Origin of the sequence: Mycobacterium paraterrae (genome assembly GCF_022430545.2) — a bacterium.
Taxonomy (GTDB): Bacteria; Actinomycetota; Actinomycetes; order Mycobacteriales; family Mycobacteriaceae; genus Mycobacterium; species Mycobacterium paraterrae.
In genome coordinates, this window is record NZ_CP092488.2 from 2,832,754 (window position 1) to 2,853,658 (window position 20,905).

The 20,905-nt window shown below is 67.8% G+C and carries 23 protein-coding genes and 1 pseudogene; 12 read left to right on the forward strand and 12 right to left on the reverse strand.

The features are described from left to right. Positions 1-45 precede the first annotated feature (45 nt). Together MKK62_RS13540 and MKK62_RS13545 are read left to right on the forward strand one after the other, a co-directional pair. Positions 46-501: a hypothetical protein gene (locus tag MKK62_RS13540; protein ID WP_240260562.1), complete on the forward strand. Its 456-nt coding sequence runs from the start codon at positions 46-48 to the stop codon at positions 499-501. 723 nt (positions 502-1,224) lie between these two features. After that, on the forward strand, positions 1,225-1,347 hold the full coding sequence (locus MKK62_RS13545) for a hypothetical protein (RefSeq protein ID WP_260060430.1): 123 nt from the start codon (positions 1,225-1,227) through the stop codon (positions 1,345-1,347). A 60-nt stretch (positions 1,348-1,407) separates the two neighbouring features. Here the strand turns inward: MKK62_RS13545 and MKK62_RS13550 are convergent, their stop codons facing one another. Continuing rightward, entirely contained in the window at positions 1,408-1,644 is a 237-nt protein-coding gene (locus tag MKK62_RS13550; protein WP_240260560.1) for an Mtp family mycobacterial-type pilin, read from the reverse strand. 387 nt (positions 1,645-2,031) lie between these two features. Here MKK62_RS13550 and hemL point away from each other — a divergent pair, with 387 nt between their 5' ends. From hemL to MKK62_RS13585, 7 genes are all read left to right on the forward strand, one after another. Next, complete coding sequence (gene hemL / locus MKK62_RS13555) at positions 2,032-3,369, forward strand: glutamate-1-semialdehyde 2,1-aminomutase (protein ID WP_240260558.1); 1,338 nt, start codon at positions 2,032-2,034, stop codon at positions 3,367-3,369. Beyond that, positions 3,369-3,977, forward strand: a complete 609-nt coding sequence (locus MKK62_RS13560; RefSeq protein WP_240260556.1) for a histidine phosphatase family protein — start codon at positions 3,369-3,371, stop codon at positions 3,975-3,977. The genes hemL and MKK62_RS13560 overlap by 1 nt, the downstream gene beginning before the upstream one ends. Positions 3,978-4,000: 23 nt before the next feature. Then, positions 4,001-4,558, forward strand: a complete 558-nt coding sequence (locus MKK62_RS13565) for a TlpA disulfide reductase family protein (RefSeq protein WP_240264159.1) — start codon at positions 4,001-4,003, stop codon at positions 4,556-4,558. Next, positions 4,555-5,316 (forward strand): cytochrome c biogenesis CcdA family protein, encoded by a 762-nt coding sequence (locus MKK62_RS13570; protein WP_240260555.1) that lies wholly within the window; start codon positions 4,555-4,557, stop codon positions 5,314-5,316. Before MKK62_RS13565 ends, MKK62_RS13570 begins: the two co-directional genes overlap by 4 nt. A gap of 47 nt (positions 5,317-5,363) precedes the next feature. Beyond that, positions 5,364-6,908: a cytochrome c biogenesis protein ResB gene (gene resB, locus MKK62_RS13575; RefSeq protein WP_240264158.1), complete on the forward strand. Its 1,545-nt coding sequence runs from the start codon at positions 5,364-5,366 to the stop codon at positions 6,906-6,908. A gap of 76 nt (positions 6,909-6,984) precedes the next feature. Continuing rightward, entirely contained in the window at positions 6,985-7,950 is a 966-nt protein-coding gene (ccsB, locus tag MKK62_RS13580) for a c-type cytochrome biogenesis protein CcsB (protein ID WP_240260553.1), read from the forward strand. 98 nt (positions 7,951-8,048) lie between these two features. Then, positions 8,049-9,335 carry a MinD/ParA family ATP-binding protein gene (locus MKK62_RS13585; protein WP_240260551.1) on the forward strand — a complete coding sequence of 429 codons (1,287 nt, stop codon included), beginning with the start codon at positions 8,049-8,051 and terminating at the stop codon, positions 9,333-9,335. Between the two features lie 57 nt (positions 9,336-9,392). Here the strand turns inward: MKK62_RS13585 and MKK62_RS13590 are convergent, their stop codons facing one another. After that, entirely contained in the window at positions 9,393-9,554 is a 162-nt protein-coding gene (locus MKK62_RS13590) for a hypothetical protein (RefSeq protein ID WP_240260546.1), read from the reverse strand. A gap of 47 nt (positions 9,555-9,601) precedes the next feature. On the opposite strand from MKK62_RS13590, the gene MKK62_RS13595 reads away from it, so the two are divergent. Continuing rightward, on the forward strand, positions 9,602-9,916 hold the full coding sequence (locus MKK62_RS13595) for a DUF4229 domain-containing protein (RefSeq protein ID WP_240260544.1): 315 nt from the start codon (positions 9,602-9,604) through the stop codon (positions 9,914-9,916). A gap of 59 nt (positions 9,917-9,975) precedes the next feature. Here MKK62_RS13595 and MKK62_RS13600 read toward each other — a convergent pair whose 3' ends face one another. After that, positions 9,976-10,851, reverse strand: coding sequence for a 1,4-dihydroxy-2-naphthoate polyprenyltransferase (locus MKK62_RS13600; protein WP_240260540.1), 876 nt, complete (start codon positions 10,849-10,851; stop codon positions 9,976-9,978). 14 nt (positions 10,852-10,865) lie between these two features. On the opposite strand from MKK62_RS13600, the gene MKK62_RS13605 reads away from it, so the two are divergent. Further along, positions 10,866-11,666 (forward strand): S-methyl-5'-thioadenosine phosphorylase, encoded by an 801-nt coding sequence (locus MKK62_RS13605; RefSeq protein WP_240260537.1) that lies wholly within the window; start codon positions 10,866-10,868, stop codon positions 11,664-11,666. Positions 11,667-11,728: 62 nt separating this feature from the next. Here the strand turns inward: MKK62_RS13605 and MKK62_RS13610 are convergent, their stop codons facing one another. The 8 genes and pseudogenes from MKK62_RS13610 to MKK62_RS13645 form a co-directional block, all read right to left on the reverse strand. Then, positions 11,729-13,456 carry an NAD-binding protein gene (locus MKK62_RS13610; protein ID WP_240260529.1) on the reverse strand — a complete coding sequence of 576 codons (1,728 nt, stop codon included), beginning with the start codon at positions 13,454-13,456 and terminating at the stop codon, positions 11,729-11,731. A gap of 105 nt (positions 13,457-13,561) precedes the next feature. After that, positions 13,562-14,638, reverse strand: coding sequence for an o-succinylbenzoate--CoA ligase (gene menE, locus MKK62_RS13615; RefSeq protein WP_240264157.1), 1,077 nt, complete (start codon positions 14,636-14,638; stop codon positions 13,562-13,564). Between the two features lie 71 nt (positions 14,639-14,709). Continuing rightward, positions 14,710-15,012, reverse strand: a complete 303-nt coding sequence (locus MKK62_RS13620) for a DUF3349 domain-containing protein (RefSeq protein ID WP_240260527.1) — start codon at positions 15,010-15,012, stop codon at positions 14,710-14,712. A gap of 58 nt (positions 15,013-15,070) precedes the next feature. After that, positions 15,071-15,364: a hypothetical protein gene (locus tag MKK62_RS13625; RefSeq protein WP_240264156.1), complete on the reverse strand. Its 294-nt coding sequence runs from the start codon at positions 15,362-15,364 to the stop codon at positions 15,071-15,073. 19 nt (positions 15,365-15,383) lie between these two features. Next, a pseudogene (locus MKK62_RS13630) lies at positions 15,384-16,599 on the reverse strand (inorganic phosphate transporter); the annotation flags it as partial. A 116-nt stretch (positions 16,600-16,715) separates the two neighbouring features. Further along, complete coding sequence (locus MKK62_RS13635) at positions 16,716-17,102, reverse strand: VOC family protein (RefSeq protein WP_240260525.1); 387 nt, start codon at positions 17,100-17,102, stop codon at positions 16,716-16,718. A gap of 13 nt (positions 17,103-17,115) precedes the next feature. Next, on the reverse strand, positions 17,116-17,997 hold the full coding sequence (locus MKK62_RS13640) for an SDR family oxidoreductase (protein WP_240260524.1): 882 nt from the start codon (positions 17,995-17,997) through the stop codon (positions 17,116-17,118). 203 nt (positions 17,998-18,200) lie between these two features. Continuing rightward, positions 18,201-19,103, reverse strand: a complete 903-nt coding sequence (locus MKK62_RS13645) for a 1,4-dihydroxy-2-naphthoyl-CoA synthase (RefSeq protein ID WP_240260522.1) — start codon at positions 19,101-19,103, stop codon at positions 18,201-18,203. A gap of 144 nt (positions 19,104-19,247) precedes the next feature. On the opposite strand from MKK62_RS13645, the gene MKK62_RS13650 reads away from it, so the two are divergent. After that, complete coding sequence (locus tag MKK62_RS13650; protein WP_240260520.1) at positions 19,248-19,952, forward strand: VIT1/CCC1 transporter family protein; 705 nt, start codon at positions 19,248-19,250, stop codon at positions 19,950-19,952. On the opposite strand, the gene MKK62_RS13655 is transcribed toward MKK62_RS13650, so the two are convergent. Further along, positions 19,949-20,881 carry an aldo/keto reductase gene (locus MKK62_RS13655; RefSeq protein WP_240260518.1) on the reverse strand — a complete coding sequence of 311 codons (933 nt, stop codon included), beginning with the start codon at positions 20,879-20,881 and terminating at the stop codon, positions 19,949-19,951. The two genes, MKK62_RS13650 and MKK62_RS13655, sit on opposite strands and share 4 nt — an antisense overlap. Positions 20,882-20,905 lie beyond the last annotated feature (24 nt).

Below are 20,905 nucleotides of genomic sequence, written 5' to 3' on the forward strand. Positions count from 1 at the left end.
CGAGTTCGGCACCGAATTCCTCTCACCAGCACGAGGAGGATCACGATGACCTATCCCACCGTCGACGATCTGCCCGAAGAGGCCACCGCGACATTGCTCGGCGTGTGTGCGCAGTTGTCGCGGTCGCGGCACAAGGGCCTGGCGCGGTGGGCTGCGTCGGTGTCCGACGCCCTGCTGGTCCGCTTGGTGGCGGCGAGCACCGGCGTCCAAGTCGACGGCAGCACCAGCGAACCGCGTCCGCTGAAAACGCTTGCGGCCGCGGAGTTGGAAGGTCTGCACTCGCTGCTGCTGGCCGGCGCGGAAGCCAGCGAAGACGAGGCGGTTGTCGCCTGGTGCACCCGGATGAACGGGCTCATCATCGCCGATCTCTGCCGTCGCGAACTGGAGCAGGCGGCGATCGACGCCAAGGCCGCCGCGATCGTGGCCGAGGAGAGACGCATCGCCTGCCAAACACGGTCGGCCGCCCGGCTCCGTCTGGCCTCACCCCAATCGGCCGTCTGAGGCAAGGGCCTCAACACTTTTCCCGAAAAAAATCTCGACCGGTTCTTGTCAGCGCCGCGCGGCGCGTTGTATAAAACATGTGTCTTCAGGCATAGATCTTGTGGCTAGTTTGCCAAAGATCGAACGTTTGGGAGGTGGCGACCATGTTGGCGAAATGCACAGTTTTCCGGGGTGGGAAACCTTCCCGCCGATTCAACGGACTGCAGGCCTGCTACGCCTGATTGGCCGGTCAGATGCTGACGGTTAGTGAGCCAGCGCTGATGCTGTGGACGCGCACGGCGGCGCCGGTGGACAGCGAAACTTCAGTGAGTCGGCCTCGGGTTCGGCCGTGCCCGCTACCCGAGGAAATGGAGCTGTTCATCGAGGTCGACGCGATCTTGTGCGCGGCGGCGCAGGCGAACCGCCTTGGTCAGCGGCCGGCACCACCAGCGACCGGGCGGGCTCTGCGGGGGCCCCGGCCCGCTGGTCGGGCTTGGCTGACGCCGAGGGGACGGTGGCGAGTACCGCCGCGGGGGGTGGTCGCCGTCCAGCGCAGCCCTCCGCCACCAAAGCAACGCTCACGCTGAATCGAGGAGGTGATGTCATCGCAGTAAGTCATAGCCGGCCCGTCGACGGGCTGAATGTTGGCGCGATGGAAGCTGCCGCGCCCATCCCTGTCCTGGGTTTCCCGCGACGGGCCGGCTCCCCTCACATTGGCGAGATGACGATGAGCAGGACTGGAGGTTGACCGTGGAACTCGATGCGTTACCCGTCGAGGTCGACCCGCTGGATTGGGCCGACCAACATCAGCTCGCGCCGTTACCAGACGACGACTACCCGCACGTCATCGAGCTGGCGCCGGTGTGAGCTGACGTCGCGAAAACCCGGTGCGGCCGGCACCGGGTCTTCGACGTCTGTGGCTACCAGTCAGTGGCCGCCGTGGCCGCCGCCGAATCCTCCACCGCCGTTGAAGCCGCCCGGACCGTTGGGCACGAACGGACCGGGTCCTGGGCCGCCATTGGGCATCCCGTTGGGGCCGATCGGCCCGGGCCCGGGACCGCCGTTGGGCATAAATCCAGGCCCGCCACCGTGGCAGTTGTTCCAGTCCCAGTTGTTGCCCCAACCCGGGTCCCAGAACTGGCCAGGACACCAGTCGGCTGGCATGGGTCCACTCGGACCCGGAAGTGCTTCGGCTACGCTCGCCGCGCCCAGACCAGCAAGTCCAAGACCCGCGGCACAGGCAGTTGCGGCTGCAATTCGTGTGATGTATGTCATCCGTACGGAGTACCACCGCTCACCGGCGAACCAAACGCGTGAATCCGTCGTTTTCGCGCCTCCCGTCAACAACTACACCCTGTAGTCGACAACGACTCGGCGGCTGGGACACTGGAGGACGTGCACAGACAAGATGGTGCGGCTCCACCTCAGGCCGCAGCGCGGCCTGCATCGTCGCAGCAAGAGCGCGATGGCGCGGCTTCTCCTCAGGCCGCAGCGCGGCCTGCATCGTCGCAGCGGGAGCACGATGGCGCGGCTCTCCCCCGCAAGCGGGAGGTGCCCCCACCTCAGGCCGCAGCGCGGCCTGCATCGTCGCAGCGCACAGAAGCCTCGTCGAAGTTGTTCGATGCCGCCAGCGCGGTCATCCCGGGCGGAGTGAACTCGCCGGTTCGGGCGTTCAAGGCGGTCGGTGGCACACCCCGCTTCATCACCGAGGCCAACGGCTACTGGCTCACCGATGCCGACGGCAACCGCTACGTCGACCTGGTCTGTTCGTGGGGCCCGATGATCCTCGGGCACGCGCACCCCGCGGTCGTGGACGCGGTGACCCAGGCCGCACGCGGCGGCTTGTCGTTCGGGGCGCCGACGCCGGCCGAAAGCGAACTGGCCGCCGAGCTCGTCGACCGGGTCGCGCCTGTCGACTTGGTTCGATTGGTCAACTCCGGCACCGAGGCCACCATGAGCGCGGTCCGGTTGGCCCGCGGATTCACCGGCCGGTCCAAGATCGTGAAGTTCTCTGGCTGCTACCACGGCCACGTCGACGCACTGCTGGCCGACGCCGGCTCCGGCGTCGCGACTCTGGCGCTGCCGTCCTCGCCGGGCGTCACTGGCGCGACCGCGGCCGACACGGTTGTGTTGCCCTACAACGACATCGACGCGGTGCGCCACGCCTTCGAGGAGTTCGGCGACCAGATCGCCGCGGTGATCACCGAGGCCAGCCCCGGCAACATGGGCGTCGTCCCGCCCGCCCTTGGCTACAACGCCGCGCTGCGAGCCGTCACCGCCGAGCACGGCGCCTTGCTGATTGTCGACGAGGTGATGACCGGATTTCGGATCAGCCGAAGTGGTTGGTACGGAATCGATCCCGTCGACGCCGACTTGTTCACCTTCGGCAAGGTGATGAGCGGCGGGCTGCCCGCCGCGGCGTTCGGTGGTCGCGCGGAAGTGATGCAACGGCTCGCGCCACTGGGGCCGGTGTATCAGGCCGGCACGCTCTCGGGTAACCCGGTCGCGGTCGCCGCGGGATTGGCCACGCTGCGGGCCGCCGACGATGCCGTCTACGCCGCCCTGGACGCCAACGCCGACCGGCTGGCCGGGTTGCTGTCGCTGGCGCTCACCGAAGCAGGTGTGCCGCACCAGATTCCGCGAGCCGGCAACATGCTGAGCGTGTTCTTCACCGACGAGCCGGTCACCGACTTCGCCTCGGCGCGCGCCAGCGAAACCTGGCGCTTCGCGCCGTTCTTCCACGCGCTGCTCGACGGCGGGATCTACCCGCCCTGCAGCGCCTTCGAAGCGTGGTTTGTCTCGGCGGCGCTCGACGATGCTGCGTTCGACCGAATTGCCGACGCACTGCCCGCCGCGGCCGAAGCGGCAGCCAAGGAGACCAAACCCTGATGGCTGAGCACACCCGCGTCCACCTCATCCGGCATGGCGAGGTGTACAACCCCGACGCGATCCTCTACGGACGGCTACCAGGATTTCGCTTGTCCGACAAAGGAAATAGACAAGCTCAGGCTGCCGCCGACGCGCTGGCCGACCGCGACATCGTCGCCGTCGTCGCCTCGCCGCTGCAACGCGCACAGGAGACTGCCGCGCCGATCGCCGCCAAGCACAACCTCACCGTCGACACCGACCCCGACCTGATCGAATCCTCGAACTTCTTCGAGGGCAAGCGGGTCAGCCCCGGTGACGGCGCGTGGCGCGACCCGCGGTTCTGGTGGCAGCTGCGCAACCCGTTCACCCCGTCGTGGGGTGAGCCGTACAAGCAGATCGCCGCGCGGATGACGACCGCGATCGATAAGGCGCGTGCCCGGGCCGCGGGGCACGAGGTCGTCTGCGTCAGCCATCAGCTTCCGGTGTGGACGAGCAGGTTGGCGGTCACCGGCAAACGACTCTGGCATGACCCTCGCCGCCGCGAGTGCGCGGTGGGCTCGATCACCTCGCTGATCTACGAAGGCGATCGGCTGGTCGACGTGCAGTACATGGAACCGACACTGCAGTGACCAGGCTGGCGTTCGTCGTCCTCATGGTGGTCGGCCTGCTCGCCGGCTGCTCCACCGGCGACGACGCCGTCGCGCAAGGCGGCACCTTCGAATTCGTCTCTCCCGGAGGCAAAACCGACATCTTCTACGATCCACCCGATCGCCGCGGCAAGCCCGGACTGATCTCCGGTCCCGACCTGATGGATCCTAGCCGCACGGTGGCCGTAGACGACTTTGTCGACAAGGTCGTCGTCGTGAACGTGTGGGGTCAATGGTGTGGGCCGTGCCGCGCCGAAGCATCGGCGCTGGAGAAGGTGTACGACGCCACCCGCGCCGAACAAGTCGAGATGCTCGGCATCGACGTGCGCGACAACAACCGGCAGGCCGCGCAGGACTTCGTCAAAGACCGCAAGGTCACCTACCCGTCGATCTACGACCCGGCGATGCGCACGATGCTTGCCTTCGGCGGCAAATATCCGACCTCCGTCATCCCGTCCACGGCAGTGCTGGATCGCCAGCACCGTGTCGCCGCGGTCTTCTTGCGTGAACTGCTCGCCGAAGATCTGCAGCCGGTTGTGCAACGGATCGCAGCCGAGAAATGAGTTTCACCGAAACCGCCACTGCCGGACCGCTGGTGCTCGCGCTGGCGGTGTCGGTGCTGGCCGGCCTGGTGTCGTTCGCGTCGCCGTGTGTGGTGCCGTTGGTGCCGGGCTACCTGTCGTACCTGGCCGCCGTCGTCGGCGTCGACGAATCCGAGCGCGCCCCAGCGACCGCGCGCTGGCGGGTGGCCGGCTCGGCGGCGCTGTTCGTCGCCGGGTTTACCGTCGTCTTCCTCCTCGGCACGGTCGCCGTGCTCGGCATGACCACGTCGCTGATCACCAATCAGCTTGTGCTGCAACGTGTCGGCGGCGTCATCACGATCGTGATGGGGCTGGTGTTCGTGGGCTACGTCCCGGCTCTGCAACGCCAGCTGCGCTTCGCGCCGCGGCAGTTGTCGACACTGGCCGGTGCGCCGTTGCTCGGTGCGGTGTTCGCCCTGGGCTGGACGCCGTGCCTCGGACCGACGCTGGCCGGCGTGGTCACGGTCGCGTCGGCCACCGACGGCGCCAGCGTCGCCCGAGGCATCGTGCTGGTGATCGCCTACTGCCTCGGTCTGGGAATTCCGTTCGTGCTGTTGGCCTTTGGGTCGGCGTCGGCGGTCGCGGGGCTGGGCTGGCTGCGTCGGCACACCCGGGCGCTCCAAATTTTCGGGGGCGCGTTACTGGTCGCAGTCGGCATTGCATTGGTCAGCGGCGGCTGGAACGACTTCGTGTCCTGGCTGCGCGACGGGCTCGTCTCGGATGTGAGGTTGCCGATTTGAGTCGCGTAATCGCCTACGCCCGCAACACCTGGCGGGCGCTGACGTCGATGGGCACCGCGCTGGTGTTGCTGTTCCTGCTTGCGCTGGGAGCCATGCCCGGCGCGTTGCTGCCGCAGCGCAGTCTGAACGCGGGCAAGGTCGACGACTACCTGGCCGCCCACCCGAAAATCGGGCCGCTGCTCGATAAGGTGCAGGCGTTCAACGTCTTCGGTAGTTTCTGGTTCACCGCGATCTACACGCTGCTGTTCATCTCGCTGCTGGGCTGCCTGACGCCGCGGATGATCGAACACGCTCGCAGCATGCGGGCGACGCCGGTCGCCGCGCCGCGCAACCTGACCCGCTTGCCGAAGCACGCCGTGGCCACCGTCGCGGGCGACGCCGACTCGATCAGTGCCACGATGACCGAGCGGCTGCGTGGTTGGCGCACGATCGTCCGCCGTGGCGAGACTGTCGAAATTTCTGCCGAGAAGGGCTATCTGCGGGAATTCGGCAACCTGGTCTTCCACTTCTCGCTGCTCGGCCTGCTCGTCGCGGTGGCCGCGGGCAAGCTGTTCGGCTACGAGGGCAACGTGGTGGTGATCGCCGACGGGGGACCGGGCTTCTGCTCGGCATCGCCCGCGGCGTTCGACTCGTTCCGAGCCGGAAATACCGTCGACGGCACGTCCCTGCATCCGATCTGCCTGCGTGTCAACGACTTCAAGGCCAAGTACCTCCCGTCCGGGCAGGCCACGTCGTTCGCTGCGGACATCGACTACCAATCCGGCCGCGACCTCGCCGGCGGCAGCTGGCGACCCTACCGGCTCGAGGTCAACCACCCGCTGCGGGTCGGCGGCGACCGGGTGTACCTGCAGGGCCACGGCTACGCGCCGACGTTCAGCGTGGTGTTCCCGGACGGCCAGGTCCGCACGTCGACCGTGCAGTGGCGCCCCGACAACCCGCGGACGCTGCTGTCCTCGGGCGTCGCCCGCATCGATCCGCCCGCCGGGACGTACCCCAATGCGGCCGAGCGTCGTCAACACCAGATCGCGATCACCGGACTGCTCGCCCCGACCGAGCAACTCGAGGGCACCCTGCTCTCGTCGAGTTTCCCCGCGTTGATCGCCCCCGCGGTCGCCGTCGACATCTACTCCGGTGACACCGGACTGGACAGCGGTCGGCCCCAGTCGCTGTACACCCTCGACCCGCGCCTCATCGACCAGCACCGGATCACCCGAGTCAAACGGGTCAACCTGCGCGTCGGTCAGGAGGTGCGCATCGACCAAGGGCCCGCCGCCGGCACCGTCGTGCGCTTCGACGGCGCGGTGCCGTTCGTCAACCTGCAGGTCTCCCACGATCCCGGCCAGATCTGGGTGCTGGTCTCGGCGATGGCGATGATGGCCGGGCTGGTGGTGTCCCTGCTGGTGCGCCGGCGACGGGTCTGGGTGAGGCTGGAAACGACGACGCCCGGTACGGTGAACGTGCAGGTAGGCGGTTTGGCACGGACCGATAACGCCGGCTGGGGCGACGAATTCGAGCGGCTCGTCGAACGCCTCGAAGAGGGGTTGAGCGTCACCTCGGCTGAGCCGATCGCGACCGGAAGGAGCAACCCGTGAATTGCGCCGACGACGATAAAGCCGGCATCGCCGGCGGTGTGGGGGTACCGCCCGCTTGCGGGGGAGAGTGGCGCCGGTGAATACGACTCATATCCACCTCGGGCTGGCGCGCAACTCGGACTGGGCGTTCACCTCGTCGGTGGTGATCATGGTCGTCGCGCTGCTCCTGCTGGCCGTCGAGCTCGCCTATACCCGCAGCCGGAAAGCCGAGAATGAGCTGGTCGGGGTCGGTGCGGACAGCGCAACCCCTGGCCTGGTGACCGAGGCCCCGCGCCGACCGGTCGACGAACGCGTCGGGCGCGCCGGGCTGTTGCTGGTCTACGCGGGAATCGGGCTGTTGTTCCTGTGCATCGTGTTGCGTGGCCTGGCCACCCAGCGGGTGCCGTGGGGCAACATGTACGAGTTCATCAACCTGACCTGCTTCTGCGGCCTGGTCGCCGGCGCCATCGTGCTGCGCCGCCCGCAATACCGTCCGCTGTGGGTGTTTTTGCTGCTGCCCGTGCTGATCTTGCTGACGGTGTCGGGGCGCTGGCTCTACACCAACGCCGCTCCGGTGATGCCCGCGCTGCAGTCGTACTGGCTACCCATCCATGTCTCGGTGGTCAGCCTCGGTTCCGGGGTGTTCATGGTCGCCGGGGTGGCCAGCATCCTGTTCCTGCTGCGCACCTCGCGGTTGGCAGAGCCCGACGCGACGGGACGATTCGCGCAGCTGGTGCAGCGGCTGCCCGACGCGCAGACACTCGACCGCATCGCCTATCGGACCACCATCTTCGGTTTCCCCGTGTTCGGTTTCGGGGTGATCTTCGGCGCGATCTGGGCTGAGGAGGCGTGGGGGCGTTACTGGGGTTGGGATCCCAAGGAGACTGTGGCGTTCATCGCATGGGTGGTCTACGCCGCCTACCTGCATGCCCGGTCGACCGCCGGCTGGCGGGATCGGAAGGCGGCCTGGATCAACGTGGCCGGCTTCGTGGCCATGGTGTTCAACCTGTTCTTCGTCAACCTGGTCACCGTCGGCCTGCACTCGTACGCCGGAGTTGGATAAGCGCAGTTCAGCGGCTTCTAAGGGCGCTGAGCTATGTTCGATCGGGAGAACTGTTCGTCGACTAGCGACCCGAGTGTTGCAACGAGGGGATATTTCACGTGTCTGACCATCCGCCGCACGAAGCGGACGACGGCCGTCGCGGCGACCATCCGACGACCGAACTGCCACCGCACGCGCCGCCGCCCCCGCCTGCCGAGCCGCCGACCCGCGCGTTCGCCGGGTTCCGTACCGAACGCCGCTTCGGTGACAATGCGCCCGGGGCCACCCAGAACGCGGCACTCCCAGAAACCAGGGTCGAACCGCGGGCGTGGGCAGAGACGCCGTATCAGGGGCTGCCCCGCGTGGTCGAGCCCCCGAACGCGCCCCGCCGCGTCTACGGCAACTACGGCGGACCGTCGGCACCCCTGTCGGCCGATGCGCAGGGACACCTGCCGCCGTCGCGGTATCCGGAGTTGTCGACCAGCACCCTGCTGCGCCAGGTCAAGCCGGCGCCGACGGAGGGCTGGCGACTATGGCTGTACAAACTGTCGGGGCAGCTGATCAACGTCGGGGAGAGCCCGCGGACCATCCGCTACAACGACCTGACCGTTCAAGTGAACCGTCCGCTGCGCGGCTGCTATCGCATCGCGATGCTGTCGCTGAAGGGCGGCGTCGGAAAGACCACCATCACCGCGACGCTGGGCGCGACGTTCGCCTCGGTCCGCGGCGACCGGGTGATCGCCGTCGATGCCAACCCCGACCGCGGGACGTTGAGTCAGAAGGTGCCGCTGGAAACCCCGGCCACGGTGCGCCATCTGCTGCGCGACGCCGGAACCATCGAGCGCTACAGCGATGTCCGCAGTTACACCTCGCAGGGCCGCAGCAGGCTGGAAGTGCTTGCCTCCGACAGTGATCCTGCGATGTCGGAAGCGTTCAGTGCCGAGGACTACAGCAAGACGCTGGAAATTCTCGAGCGGTTCTACGGCCTCGTCCTCACCGACTGCGGCACAGGACTTTTGCACTCCGCGATGCAGGCGGTGCTGGAGAAGGCCGACGCGCTCGTCGTCGTGAGCTCTGGATCGATCGACGGCGCTCGCAGTGCCTCAGCAACTTTGGACTGGCTCGACGCGCACGGCCACGAAGATCTGGTGAGCAACTCGATCGCGGTGATCAACGCGGTGCGTCCGCGCTCCGGCAAGGTCGACATGCAGAAGGTGGTGGACCACTTCTCCAGGCGTTGCCGCGCAGTGCGTTTGGTGCCGTTCGACCCGCATCTCGAAGAGGGTGCCGAGATCGACCTGGACAGGCTGAAGCGGGAAACCCGCGAGGCTCTCATCGAACTGGCAGCCGTTGTCGCAGATGGCTTTCCGAGCGATCAGCGCCGATCCAACGAGCACTTCATCTAGCTCGACAGCGGTGCAGGCCGGTACGGCCTGGTGAGTAGGGCAAATCGAACCCGAGCGCTAGCGCGGATTGTTGTCGCCGTGGCTCAAGCGCCACAGGAAATCCGGATCGTCGTCAGGCCCGATGACGCGACTCTTGGGCCGGTTGATCTGGGCGCGGGCTACGCGCACGCCGAGATACACCAACGATCCGAGAACGAAGACCAGGAGCAGATACAGCACTCAACACCTCCTTGGTCTGAATATACGCGGCGACCTAGGCTCGCACTGTGTCAAACGGACAGAGCTCAGCCGGCCGTGCCGTCGCGAGCGTGCTGCTCTACGTCGTCGCTCGGCTGGCGTTGGTCGCCGTTCTGGCCGCGGCGATCTTCGGAATCGGCCGGGCGCTCGGCATACACGAATTCCCGATCGTCGTCGCGTTGCTGTTCGCGTTGATCGTCGCGATGCCGTTGGGGATGTGGCTGTTCGCCCCGCTACGTCGACGAGCCACCGCCGGACTCGAAGAAGCCACCGCCAGGCGCCGGCACGACCGCGAACAACTACGGGCCCGGCTGCGTGGCGAGCCACCACCCGCCGCGGATTGACACTTCGGTGAGGGCGGAGAAGTGCGAGTGGGGCCCGCCCTGAGCGCAGAGTCAGCGAGCTAACGAGCCGTCGCTGCCAACGCCGTGGCCACCGTGATCGACCAGACCAGCATTGTCAGACCGGTGTCGCGCAGGACTGGGATCAGCGCGGGACCAGCCTGACCAGTGCGCACCGGCTTCGCGGCCCGCAGCGCCAGCGGGGTGGCGACCAGGCCCACCAGGCACCACGGCGTTGCCGCGCTCAGCGCCAGCGTCAACACTGCGGCGACCCCTAGCAACAGCTGATAGAAGACGCGGGTTCGCTTGTCGCCCAGTCGAACTGCCAGCGTGATCTTCCCCGACTCGGCGTCGGTGGGGATGTCTCGCAAATTGTTGGCCACCAGCACCGCTGACGACAACGCCCCTGTCGCCACGGCCAACGCGCCACCGACCCAGTCGATGCGCAGCGCCTGGGTGTACTGCGTGCCCAGTACCGCAACCAGACCGAAGAACACGAACACCGCGACCTCGCCGAAGCCGGAGTAGCCGTAGGGCCTCGAGCCGCCGGTGTAGAGCCAGGCCCCGGCGATACATGCGGCGCCGACCGCGATCAGCCACGGCGCCGTCGTCAGCGCCAGGGCAAGTCCGGCCAGTCCCGCCACGGCAAGACTGGCGACCGCCGCCGCGAGGACCGATCGCGGCGCAGCCAGCCGAGAGCCCACCAGTCGCAGCGGGCCGGCCCGGTTGTCGTCTGTGCCGCGGATGCCGTCGGAGTAGTCGTTGGCGAAGTTGACCCCGACGATCAGGGCGAGCGCGACGGCCAACGCAAGCAGCGCTTTCCACCAGACGGCTGCGTGCAGCCACGCGGCGGCACCGGTTCCGGCGATGACTGGGGCTACGGCGTTGGGGAGCGTTCGCGGTCGCGCACCCTCGATCCACTGCGCAAGACTGGCCACCTTGTGATCGTTTCATGCCGGTAACCGACAATGGCCAAGTGATCGGAGTGATCGGCGGCAGCGGCTTCTACAGCTTCTTCGACTCGGCCGCCCGCAGCGTCAGCCTGGACACCCCGTTCGGTGAGCCGGCCGGTCCCGTCACGATCGGCGCGGTCGGGAACCACGAGGTGGCGTTTCTGCCCCGTCACGGTCTCGACCACCGCTACCCCGCACACCAGGTTCCCTACCGAGCCAACATGTGGGCGCTGCGCTCCATCGGCGTCCGGCAGATCTTCGCACCGTGCGCGGTCGGCAGCCTGACCGTCGAACACGGCCCCGGTTCGATCGTCGTGCCCGATCAACTCGTCGACCGCACCCGGCGTCGCACCGACACCTACTACGACGCCGGCGCGGCGCACGTGGCCTTCGCCGACCCGTACTGCCCGACGTTGCGTGCGGCGGCGACCGGTCTACCCGATGTCGTCGACGGCGGCACCATGGTCGTGATCGAGGGCCCGCGGTTTTCCACGCGCGCGGAAAGCCGGTGGTTCGCCTCGGCGGGGTTCACGCTGATCAACATGACCGGCTATCCCGAGGCCGTGCTGGCCCGCGAGCTTGAAATCTGTTATGCCGCAGTAGCCTTGGTGACCGACCTGGATGCGGGCATCGAATCGGGCGCCGGAGTGACGATGGAGAACGTCGTCGACGAATTCGCCAAGAACATCGAGCCGTTCAAGGAGCTGATCCGCGAAGCGGTGGGGCGGGTGCCCGCCGAGCGCACGTGTACGGAGTGTCTGTCGCACACCGGGATGCCGCTCCCGTTCGACGAGACCTAGCGCGCCGACGATGCAGAGCGCGCAGCGCGATGAGGAGGAGGCGGGCGATTCAACCTAGCGAATCAGCCGGCTTTGACGTCCGGCTGGCTGGGGAGCCGGCCTCGCCGCAGCGTGTCGATCAGCTCGCGGTACGGACCGACCAGGTACACGGTGTCGTCGGCGTGCAGCCGGGCGTCGCGGCGCGGGTGCAGCTTGAGCAGGCCGTTGGAGGTCACGATCGCGATGACTCGCGCTTGAGTCGACAACTCGAACATCCGCAGCCCGTCCAGCTCGCTGCCGGCGGCCACCTGCATGCCGCCGACCACGAATGAGGCCTGGCCGACCGAGAATGTGCCCAGCACCTGTAGGCCGATCGCGGCGCCGATGAAGTACGGCACCGCTAGCTCGACGGTCGAGCGGACGTTCTCGAAACCGAATCGCTGCGCCACCGCGAACCCCAGCGTGCGGTCGTAGACGCGCAGCACCAACGGAATATGGGTGTAATGCTCGCGGGTCGGGGTCTTCTTGCCCAGCATTTCGGCCAGCACGATGCCGGTTTCGATGTTGATGATGTCGTCGCGGGTCAGCACCGCCACGGCGCGGGCACGGTCGACGCGGGCGGACTGCAGCGTCTCGCGCAGGGTGGCGTCGCCGAGGATCACCGGCACATCGAGGTCACGGACCGCCGACAGGAAGCGGTTCTCCTCGTTCTGTTCGATCACCGCGACGTCGTATCCCAGGTTGCTCAGGTCCTGGACCACTCGCATACCGAGGCCGCTGAGCCCGACCACGACAATGTGGTTGCGCAGGTGTCCCACCCGCGGCCGTGCCGACGCGAAAACGAAACGGCGGGAAAGCAATACGTCAGCGACGAACGACACCAGCAGGGCGGTGGTGGTGACTCCGCTGAACATCAACAGCGTCGAAAATGTGCGCAGCCAGGTCGGCTGGTCGACGAAGGAGAAGTCGCCGTAACCGGTGGTGGTCATCGTCTCGATGGTGAAGTAGAACGCGTCGACCCAGCCCATCTTGGGCGGCGGCTTGTAGCCGAACCGCAGAACGAAGGTGGCGGTGACCAAGACCAGCAGCGTCGCGCCGGCGACCGGATAGAACGTGGGGTTGAAGTCGTTGATGACGCCCCGGATGGAGTCGATCGCCCGCCTGAAGATGTTGCGGCGCGAGCGTGACACCGACGTGCTGGGCACCTTGATGCCCTGGGCGGCGAGCTCCTCGGCCGTGCCGATCATCATCGTCCAGTCCCCGGCGTGCACCCGCTGATCGCGGCCCGGGCAAATCTCGACTTCGCCGGGCCCGGGTGAGTCTCCATCGCGCATGACGGCCACCGGAGCGAGGTCGCCGTAGAGCTCCCGCAGCGTGGCCTCGCGCGAGGCGGCCTTGCCGGTCACGACGAACCGCAGACCGGCGGCCTCGAAATCGTGGGTGGCCTGCGACAGGCAGGCCTCGACGATCGCGGGCGCCGCGAGGTCGGCGACATCGAGAATCGCGCCGGGACCGTTGTCGTTGGCGACGGCCTCGCGCAGCACGTCGTTGGCCACCCGGGACACCACCCGCACGGTCGGGTTGGCTTTTCTTGCCAGCAGGGCGATCTCGAGGTTCACCGCGTCGTCGTCGCCGGCGCAGACGACGGCCAGCGCATTGGAAATGTCGGCAAGCACCAGTTCCCGGGCCATGCCGGCGTCGCTCTGATCGGAACTGACCAGTCTGGTGACAACCGCCCCTGCGCTCTTCAGCTCGTCGGCGATGGTGGTCGCCAACGCATTGTCACCGCTGACAATGATGTGGCGCTGCATGGCTTCGTCCGTTGCTCGAGGGCCCGATCGATGGTGCGTACTCGTCGGGCCGGTTCACCAGGGCATTATGTCACCTGGAGTGACCAGTGAGGCGCATCCGCATTGCTATGGCAGCCGCTCGGCGGCCAGGCGCGTCAGCGCCGGACGGTCGACCTTGCCGATGCCGCGCAACGGCAGCGCGTCAATGACGAGAAGTTCACGCGGCGCGGCGGTGTGGTCGAGGCTTCGCCGCACGTGCGCCCGCACCTCCTCCAGCGTCGGCGCGGCTGCCCCGTCGGCCAGCACCACCGCGGCCGCCACCCGCTGGCCGAGACGCTCGTCGGGCATGCCGAACACCGCGCAGTCGGCCACTGCCGGATGGGTCCGCAGCGCCGCCTCGACCGGCTGCGGCAACACCGTCAACCCGCCGGTGCTGATCGCGTCGTCGGCCCGGCCCAGCACACTCAGCACGCCCGAGTCGTCGACCACGCCAAGGTCGTCGGTGCGAAACCAGCCGGGTTCGGCGAACGGGTCCGGCTGCGGCGGGTTGCGGTAGCCCTTGGCCAAAGTGTCGCCGCCGATCACGATCCGGCCGTCGTCGATGCGCAGCCTGACGCCGTCTAGCGGTACGCCGTCGTACACGCAGCCACCGGCGGTCTCGCTCATCCCGTAGGTGCGCACCACGTTCACCCCGGCGCGCGCGGCGGCGTCGAGCACCGGTCGTGGGGCCGGGCCGCCGCCGATCAACACCGCGTCCAACTCGGCCAGCGCCCCCGCGGCGGCGGGATCGGTCAGCGCCTTCGCCAATTGCGTCGCGACCAGCGAGGTGTAACGCCGGCCGGCGCCGAGTTCGTCTACGGCAGAGGGTAATTGGCTGACATCGAAACCAGCGGAGACGTCGAGTTCGACGGGATAGGTGCCGCCCAGCAGGCTGCGCACCAACACCTGGATGCCCGCGATGTGATAAGACGGCAGGGCCAGCAACCACCGGCCAGGCCCGCCGAGGCGGGCGTGGGTGGCCGCCGCGCTGGCGGTCAGCGCGGCGGCGGTCAGCATTGCACCCTTGGGTGCGCCGGTCGTTCCCGAGGTCGTCGCGACGAGCGCCACGTCGTCGTCGATGGCCTCGTCGACGCGCAGGGCTTCTAGGGCTGAGCGTTCGATGCCGCTGGCCACCGGGACCAGCGTGGGTGACTCGCCGTGCAGCGCTTGCTCCAGCGCCGCCAGTAACGGGCCGACCGATGAGCCCTGCGCCACGGCGAAAGCGCGCAGGACGGCTATCCGCTGTCCTCGCCGTCGTGTGCGTCTTCGAGTGGCCAGCCTTTGGCGGCCAGCCGTTCGCGTACCCGCTCGATGTCGTCGGGCGCCGGCAACTCGTCGGTGAGCCGGGTGATCAGCACGCCGATGTCGACGTGGTCAAAATCGCCCCGGTCGATCAACTCGCGCGCGACCGCCGCGACCTCGTCGTTGCTGAGCCGACGCGACAGCAGCGCCAACACCGGGAAGTAGTCGGTCGCCGGGATGCCTTCGGGGTAGCCCGCGCGCAGCCACGCGACCACCGAGCTCAGGAATCGGTTCACGATAGGTGCACTTCCCCCGCCGGACGGTCGATATGCATTCGGAGTGAGATTTCCGATGCTACGCGGGCTTCGCTCCCAGCAGGTAAAAGCCGGTCCACGCCCCGATGGCGTCGCGCGCGATGAACAGCACGCCGACGGCGACCGCGGCCAGCGCCAGCGCATACATCACGTAGCTGATGGCGGTGAGTGCCGGGTTCTTGTGCGCGACGGCAGCGCCATTGGAGCCCTGGATGCCGGCGCCCGCGGCACCCACCTTGACGGCGAGCGCGAACAGCGCGGGCAGTCCGCTGCCGAGCAACAGGCCGAAGATCAGGATTTTCAGTGAGGCCTCGTAGTTGAACCAGTGAGTCACAGCGTGCCTGCCTTCCTGGGCTCGGTGGCGGTTGCGGCGTCGGTGGGGACTTCACCGTTGCGGAAGGGGGCGCCTGCCAGGCCTGGGTGGCCGTGCTCGTCGAGGCCGGCGGTCAGGTCGCCCTTCCACTCGGCGTTGACGTTGGTGTGGTCGACCTTCGTCTTGCGCGACTGCAGGTAGATCGCCCCGGCCGTGGCCAGCAGCACCAGGAAGCCGATGACCGCACCCGGGTAGCCGCCGATGCCGTGCACGATGAAGTACTCGATCGCACCGACCAGGCCCGCGGACGGCAGGGTGATCAGCCACGCCGCGGCCATCCGGCCCGCGACGCCCCACCGCACCTCCGCGCCGGGCTTACCCACCCCGCTACCCAGCACCGAACCGGTGACCACCTGGGTGGTGGACAGCGCGTAGCCGAAGTGAGCCGACAGCAAGATGATGACGGCCGACGAGGATTCCGCTGCCATGCCCTGCGGCGACTTGATCTCGACGATGCCCTTGCCCATCGTGCGGATGATTCGCCAGCCACCGGTGTAGGTCCCGAGGGCCATCGCGCAGGCGCAGGCCAGGATCACCCAGAACGGCGGCACGTGCTCTGTCCGGCTCACCGCGCCGTAGGAGATCAAGGCCAAGAAGATCACGCCCATCGTCTTCTGGGCGTCGTTGGTGCCGTGGGCCAGCGAGACCAGCGACGCGGAGAAGATCTGGCCGCGACGGAACGAAGCCTCGCTGCGCTCCTCGGGTACGCCGCGGCTGAACCGGTACACCAGCCAGGTGCCGACCGCGCCGACGACGCCGGCCAGGACCACCGAGACCAGCGCGGGAATCAGCACCAGCGACACCACGCCCTTCCAGATCACACCGTGGCCGCCGACCGCGGCGATCATCGCGCCGATGATGCCGCCGACCAGGGCGTGCGACGAGCTGGAGGGAATGCCCAGCAGCCAGGTCAGCAGGTTCCAGACGATCCCGCCGACCAGCCCGGCGAAGATCAGGTCGGGCTTGACGAGGTGGGCGTCGACGAGGTTCTTCGCGATGGTTCCGGCCACCGCCGTGGACAGGAACGCTCCGAGGAGGTTCAGCACTGCCGAAAGCGTCACCGCCGTCTTCGGCTTGAGCGCCCCACTCGCGATCGAAGTGGCCATGGCGTTGGCGGTGTCGTGGAAGCCGTTCGTGAAATCAAAAGCGAGCGCGGTGATCACGACAATGATCAGAAGGAACAGCTGAAGGGTCACGGGCCTAATTCTGGGGGTAGCAGGGCGTCGTTGTCGAAAGAACTGTGTCGTAAGACCAAGGTATTTTGCACTAGTAGTCAGATGTTCGTCTGGGGTTAACCTTGCAGCTAGCGGCGTTAACCGCGGGTGTCCCGGCGCAGCGGATGCTCGGGTGGAATCTGGACGAAAATCAGCACAACGCCGTCGGGGTCGACGACGTGCATCTCGTGCAGACCCCACGGTTCCTGGCGGGCCTCCCGGGCGATCAGCACGCCGCGGCTCTCCAGCTCGGCTTGGGTGGCGGCGACGTCGCGGACCTGGAGCCACAGTGCGCCCGGAAACGGTCCCGCGAGTTGCTCGGGGGCGCCATGGTCGGCCAGTTCGATGAGCGACTGGCCGGCGAAGAAGACCGTGCCCGCGCCGTAGTCGCGGAAAATGGCCAGCCCGATCTGATCCCGGTAGAAGCTCAGCGACCGCTGATAGTCCACCGGCCGGAACAGCACCCGGCTGGCGAGAATTTCCATGTCCTCGTGTCTATCACGCGTTCGGTTGCAAACGCTGGCGCCGGATCGCCGTCGTGGCGATCCCCGGCAAAAGGGTGTCGATGGCCTGCGCGGCGATCGCCATCCGGGGCGCGATCCGCACCGGACGGGTACGCGCCGCGTCGATCATCCAGCCCGCGGCCTCCTCGGAGGTGAGCGCCGGCAGGCCCTGGTACTCCTTGGTCGGCGCGATCATCGGGGTGGCCACCAGCGGGTAGTAGAGCGTGGTCGAGTGCACACCCTTTGTCGCCCACTCGGTTTCGATCACCCGGCTCACCGCCGACAGTGCGGCCTTCGAGGCGTTGTAGACCGCGAACAACGGCGACGGCTCGCTGAATACGCCCCACGTGGCGACGTTGATGATGTGCCCGTCGCCGCGCTCGATCATCCCCGGCGCGATGCCGCGGATGAGCCGCAGCGGCGAGTAGTAGTTCAGCACCATGGTCCGCTCGACGTCGTGCCAGCGTTCCAACGACTCGGCCAGCGGTCGGCGGATCGACCGGCCGGCGTTGTTGATCAGGATGTCCACCCCGCCGAGGCGCTTGTCGACGTCGGCGACCAACGCGTCGACGGCGTCCAGGTCCGACAGGTCACACGGGATGGCGGTGGCGTCGCCGCCGTTGGCGGTGATCCGGCCCACGACCTCGTCGAGCAGATCCTGGCGGCGGGCGACCGCGACGACGGTGGCGCCGCGGCGAGCGAACTGCTCGGCGGCGCATTCGCCGATACCGGACGAGGCCCCGGTGAGCAAGACGCGCTTGCCGGCCAGGTCGACGGTCGTTGCGGCGGGGTTAGGTAGCAGGCGGGGCAGCAGCGGCGGACGCATCGAGGTCAACGTGATCTGCTCGGCCAGGGCTCGGATCGGGTTCCAACTCACAGGCCCGAAGTCTAGGGCGCGGTCCCAAGTCCGCCCGAGGCGTCACAGCCGCCACAACCGCCTCCGCCGGAGGGCGCATGCTTTGTGCCCGCCTCGTAGCGACAATCCGGCGCGGATGTTGAGTTGTCGCTCGGAGGTGGGCACATCGAACACCGCCTGCCCGCAGTTACCTCAGTGACGGGTGTGACTGAAGCGTCGGCTCCCTAGAAGTAGCGCGGGAATGGACCCCAGTCGGGCGGCCGCTTCTCGAGGAACGCGTCGCGGCCTTCGACGGCCTCGTCGGTCATATACGCCAGCCGTGTTGCCTCACCGGCGAACAGCTGTTGGCCGACCAACCCGTCGTCGAGCAGGTTGAAGGCATATTTCAACATCCGTTGCGCCTGCGGCGATTTCGCGTTGATCTCGGCCGCCCACTGAACCGCCTCGGACTCCAGTTCGGCATGGTCGACGACGGCGTTCACCGCGCCCATGTGATGCATCTGCTCGGCGGTGTAAGGCCGGCCGAGGAAGAAGATCTCGCGGGCGAATTTCTGACCGACCTGCCGGGCCAGATACGCGCTGCCGTAGCCGCCGTCGAAGCTGCCCACGTCGGCGTCGGTCTGCTTGAACCGGGCGTGCTCGCGGCTGGCCAGGGTGAGGTCGCACACCACGTGCAGGCTGTGCCCGCCGCCCGCGGCCCAACCGTTGACCAGGCAGATCACCACCTTCGGCATGAAGCGAATCAACCGCTGCACTTCGAGGATGTGCAGCCGTCCGGCGCGGGCGGCATCGACCGTGTCCGACGTCTCCCCGGACGCGTACTGGTAGCCGCTGCGGCCGCGGATTCGCTGGTCGCCACCGGAACAGAATGCCCAGCCGCCGTCCTTGGGTGACGGTCCGTTACCGGTGAGCAGCACCACGCCGACGTCCGGCGACATCCGGGCATGGTCGAGCACTCGGTACAGCTCGTCGACGGTGTGTGGCCGGAAGGCGTTGCGCACCTCGGGGCGGTCGAACGCGACCCGCACGGTGGCGTCGGTGACGTGCCGGTGATAGGTGATGTCGGTCAGTTCGCCGAAACCGTCGACGGGCTTCCACTGATCGGCGTGAAAAGGATTGTCAGTCAAGACTATTGGACTCCGTCTAGTCGAAAGACCGCAAATGCGACCCGCTTGGTGAACATACGGCGACGGTACTCGTCGGGCCCGTCGCGGTTTGGCAAGGCTATGTTTCCTGGCGGCGACGTTGCCGACTGCCTATTGTCTGGTGCCGTGTCGCATCCTCATGAGCCGCATTCGGGTTCGGTGTCCGCGCGCCTGAATTGGCTTCGGGCTGGGGTGCTGGGAGCCAACGACGGGATTGTCTCGACTGCGGGCATCGTCGTCGGCGTCGCCGCGGCGACGGTGGCGCGCGGCCCGATCATCACCGCCGGGATCGCGGGGCTGGCCGCCGGCGCGGTGTCGATGGCACTGGGCGAATACGTATCGGTCAGCGCGCAGCGCGACACCGAACAGGCCCTGCTCCATGTCGAACGCCGGGAGTTGCGCGACGACCCGCAGGCAGAGCTTGACGAACTCGCTGCGCTGTACGAAGCCAAGGGTCTGTCCGCGGCGACGGCCCGCACGGTGGCCGAGGAACTCACCGACCACGATCCGCTGCTCGCGCACGCAGAAGTGGAGCTCGGTTTCCATCCCGACGAGCTGACCAATCCGTGGCAGGCCGCGACGTCGTCGGCGCTGTCATTCGCCATCGGCGCGCTGCTGCCGCTGATCGCCATCCTGGTCGCGCCCGTCGCCGTGCGCATACCCGTGACCGTGGCGTCCGTGCTGCTGGCGCTACTCGTCACCGGAGTGGTGTCGGCGAGCCTCGGCGGCGCACCGAAACACCGTGCGGCGCTGCGCAACTTCGTCGGGGGAGGGCTGGCCCTCGCGGTGACCTACCTGATCGGCCACCTGGTCGGCGCCGCGATCGCCTAGGTGTTGTCGTGGAACCCCTCCATGCCCTCGGGCATGGCGCTGGTTCCGGGCGCGGTGATGGAGTCCAGCCGGGCGAGTGCGTCGGCGCTCAAGGTGACGTCTCCGGTGCCGAGGTTCTCCTCGAGGTGTCCGATCGACTTGGTTCCCGGGATCAGCAGCGTCGTCGGCGCGTGTGCCAACAGCCACGCCAACCCGACCTGGGCCGGGGTGGCGCCGAGGTCGCCGGCGATCTCTTTCACCACCGGGTGGTCCGATGCCTTCGGTAGGCCAGGGAACGCCGAGCCGAGCGGGAAATAGGGCACCCACGCGATTCCCTCGGCGGTGCAGACGTCGAGCATGTCTTCCTGCGAACGGTCCAGCAGGCTGTAGGAGTTCTGCACGCACACAACGCCGGCGGGCAGCGCCTGCTTGAGGACCTCCAGCGGCACACTGCTGACGCCGATCCCGCCGATCTTGCCCTCGTCGCGCAGCGCGATCATCTCGGCCAGCTGGTCATCCAGGTCGACGATCTGGTTGCCCTCGGCCTGCAGCCCCGGGCCCAGGTCCAGGCGCCGCAGATTGACCACCGGAATCTGCTCGAGGCCGAGTTGGCGCAGGTCGTCCTCGACGGCGGCACGTAGGTCTGCCGGTCGCTGCGCCGGGGCCAGCGGAATCGGCTTCTCGCCGGTGAAGCGCGCGCCGACCTTACTGACGATCACCAGGTCGTCCGGGTAGGGCGCCAGTGCCGCATGGATGCGACGGTTCACCTCGCCGGGGCCGTAGAACGACGCGGTGTCGATGTGGTTGACACCCAGCTCGACTGCCCGACGCAGCACGGCGACCGCCTCGTCGTGAGACGTCGCGTCCAGCTGCATGGCGCCGTAGCCGACCCGGGCGACGTCGTGCGTGCCGATGCGGCCCAACCCGCCGGGTGCCTGCTGGTCAGTCATGGTGCTCCTCTAGTCGTGCGACAC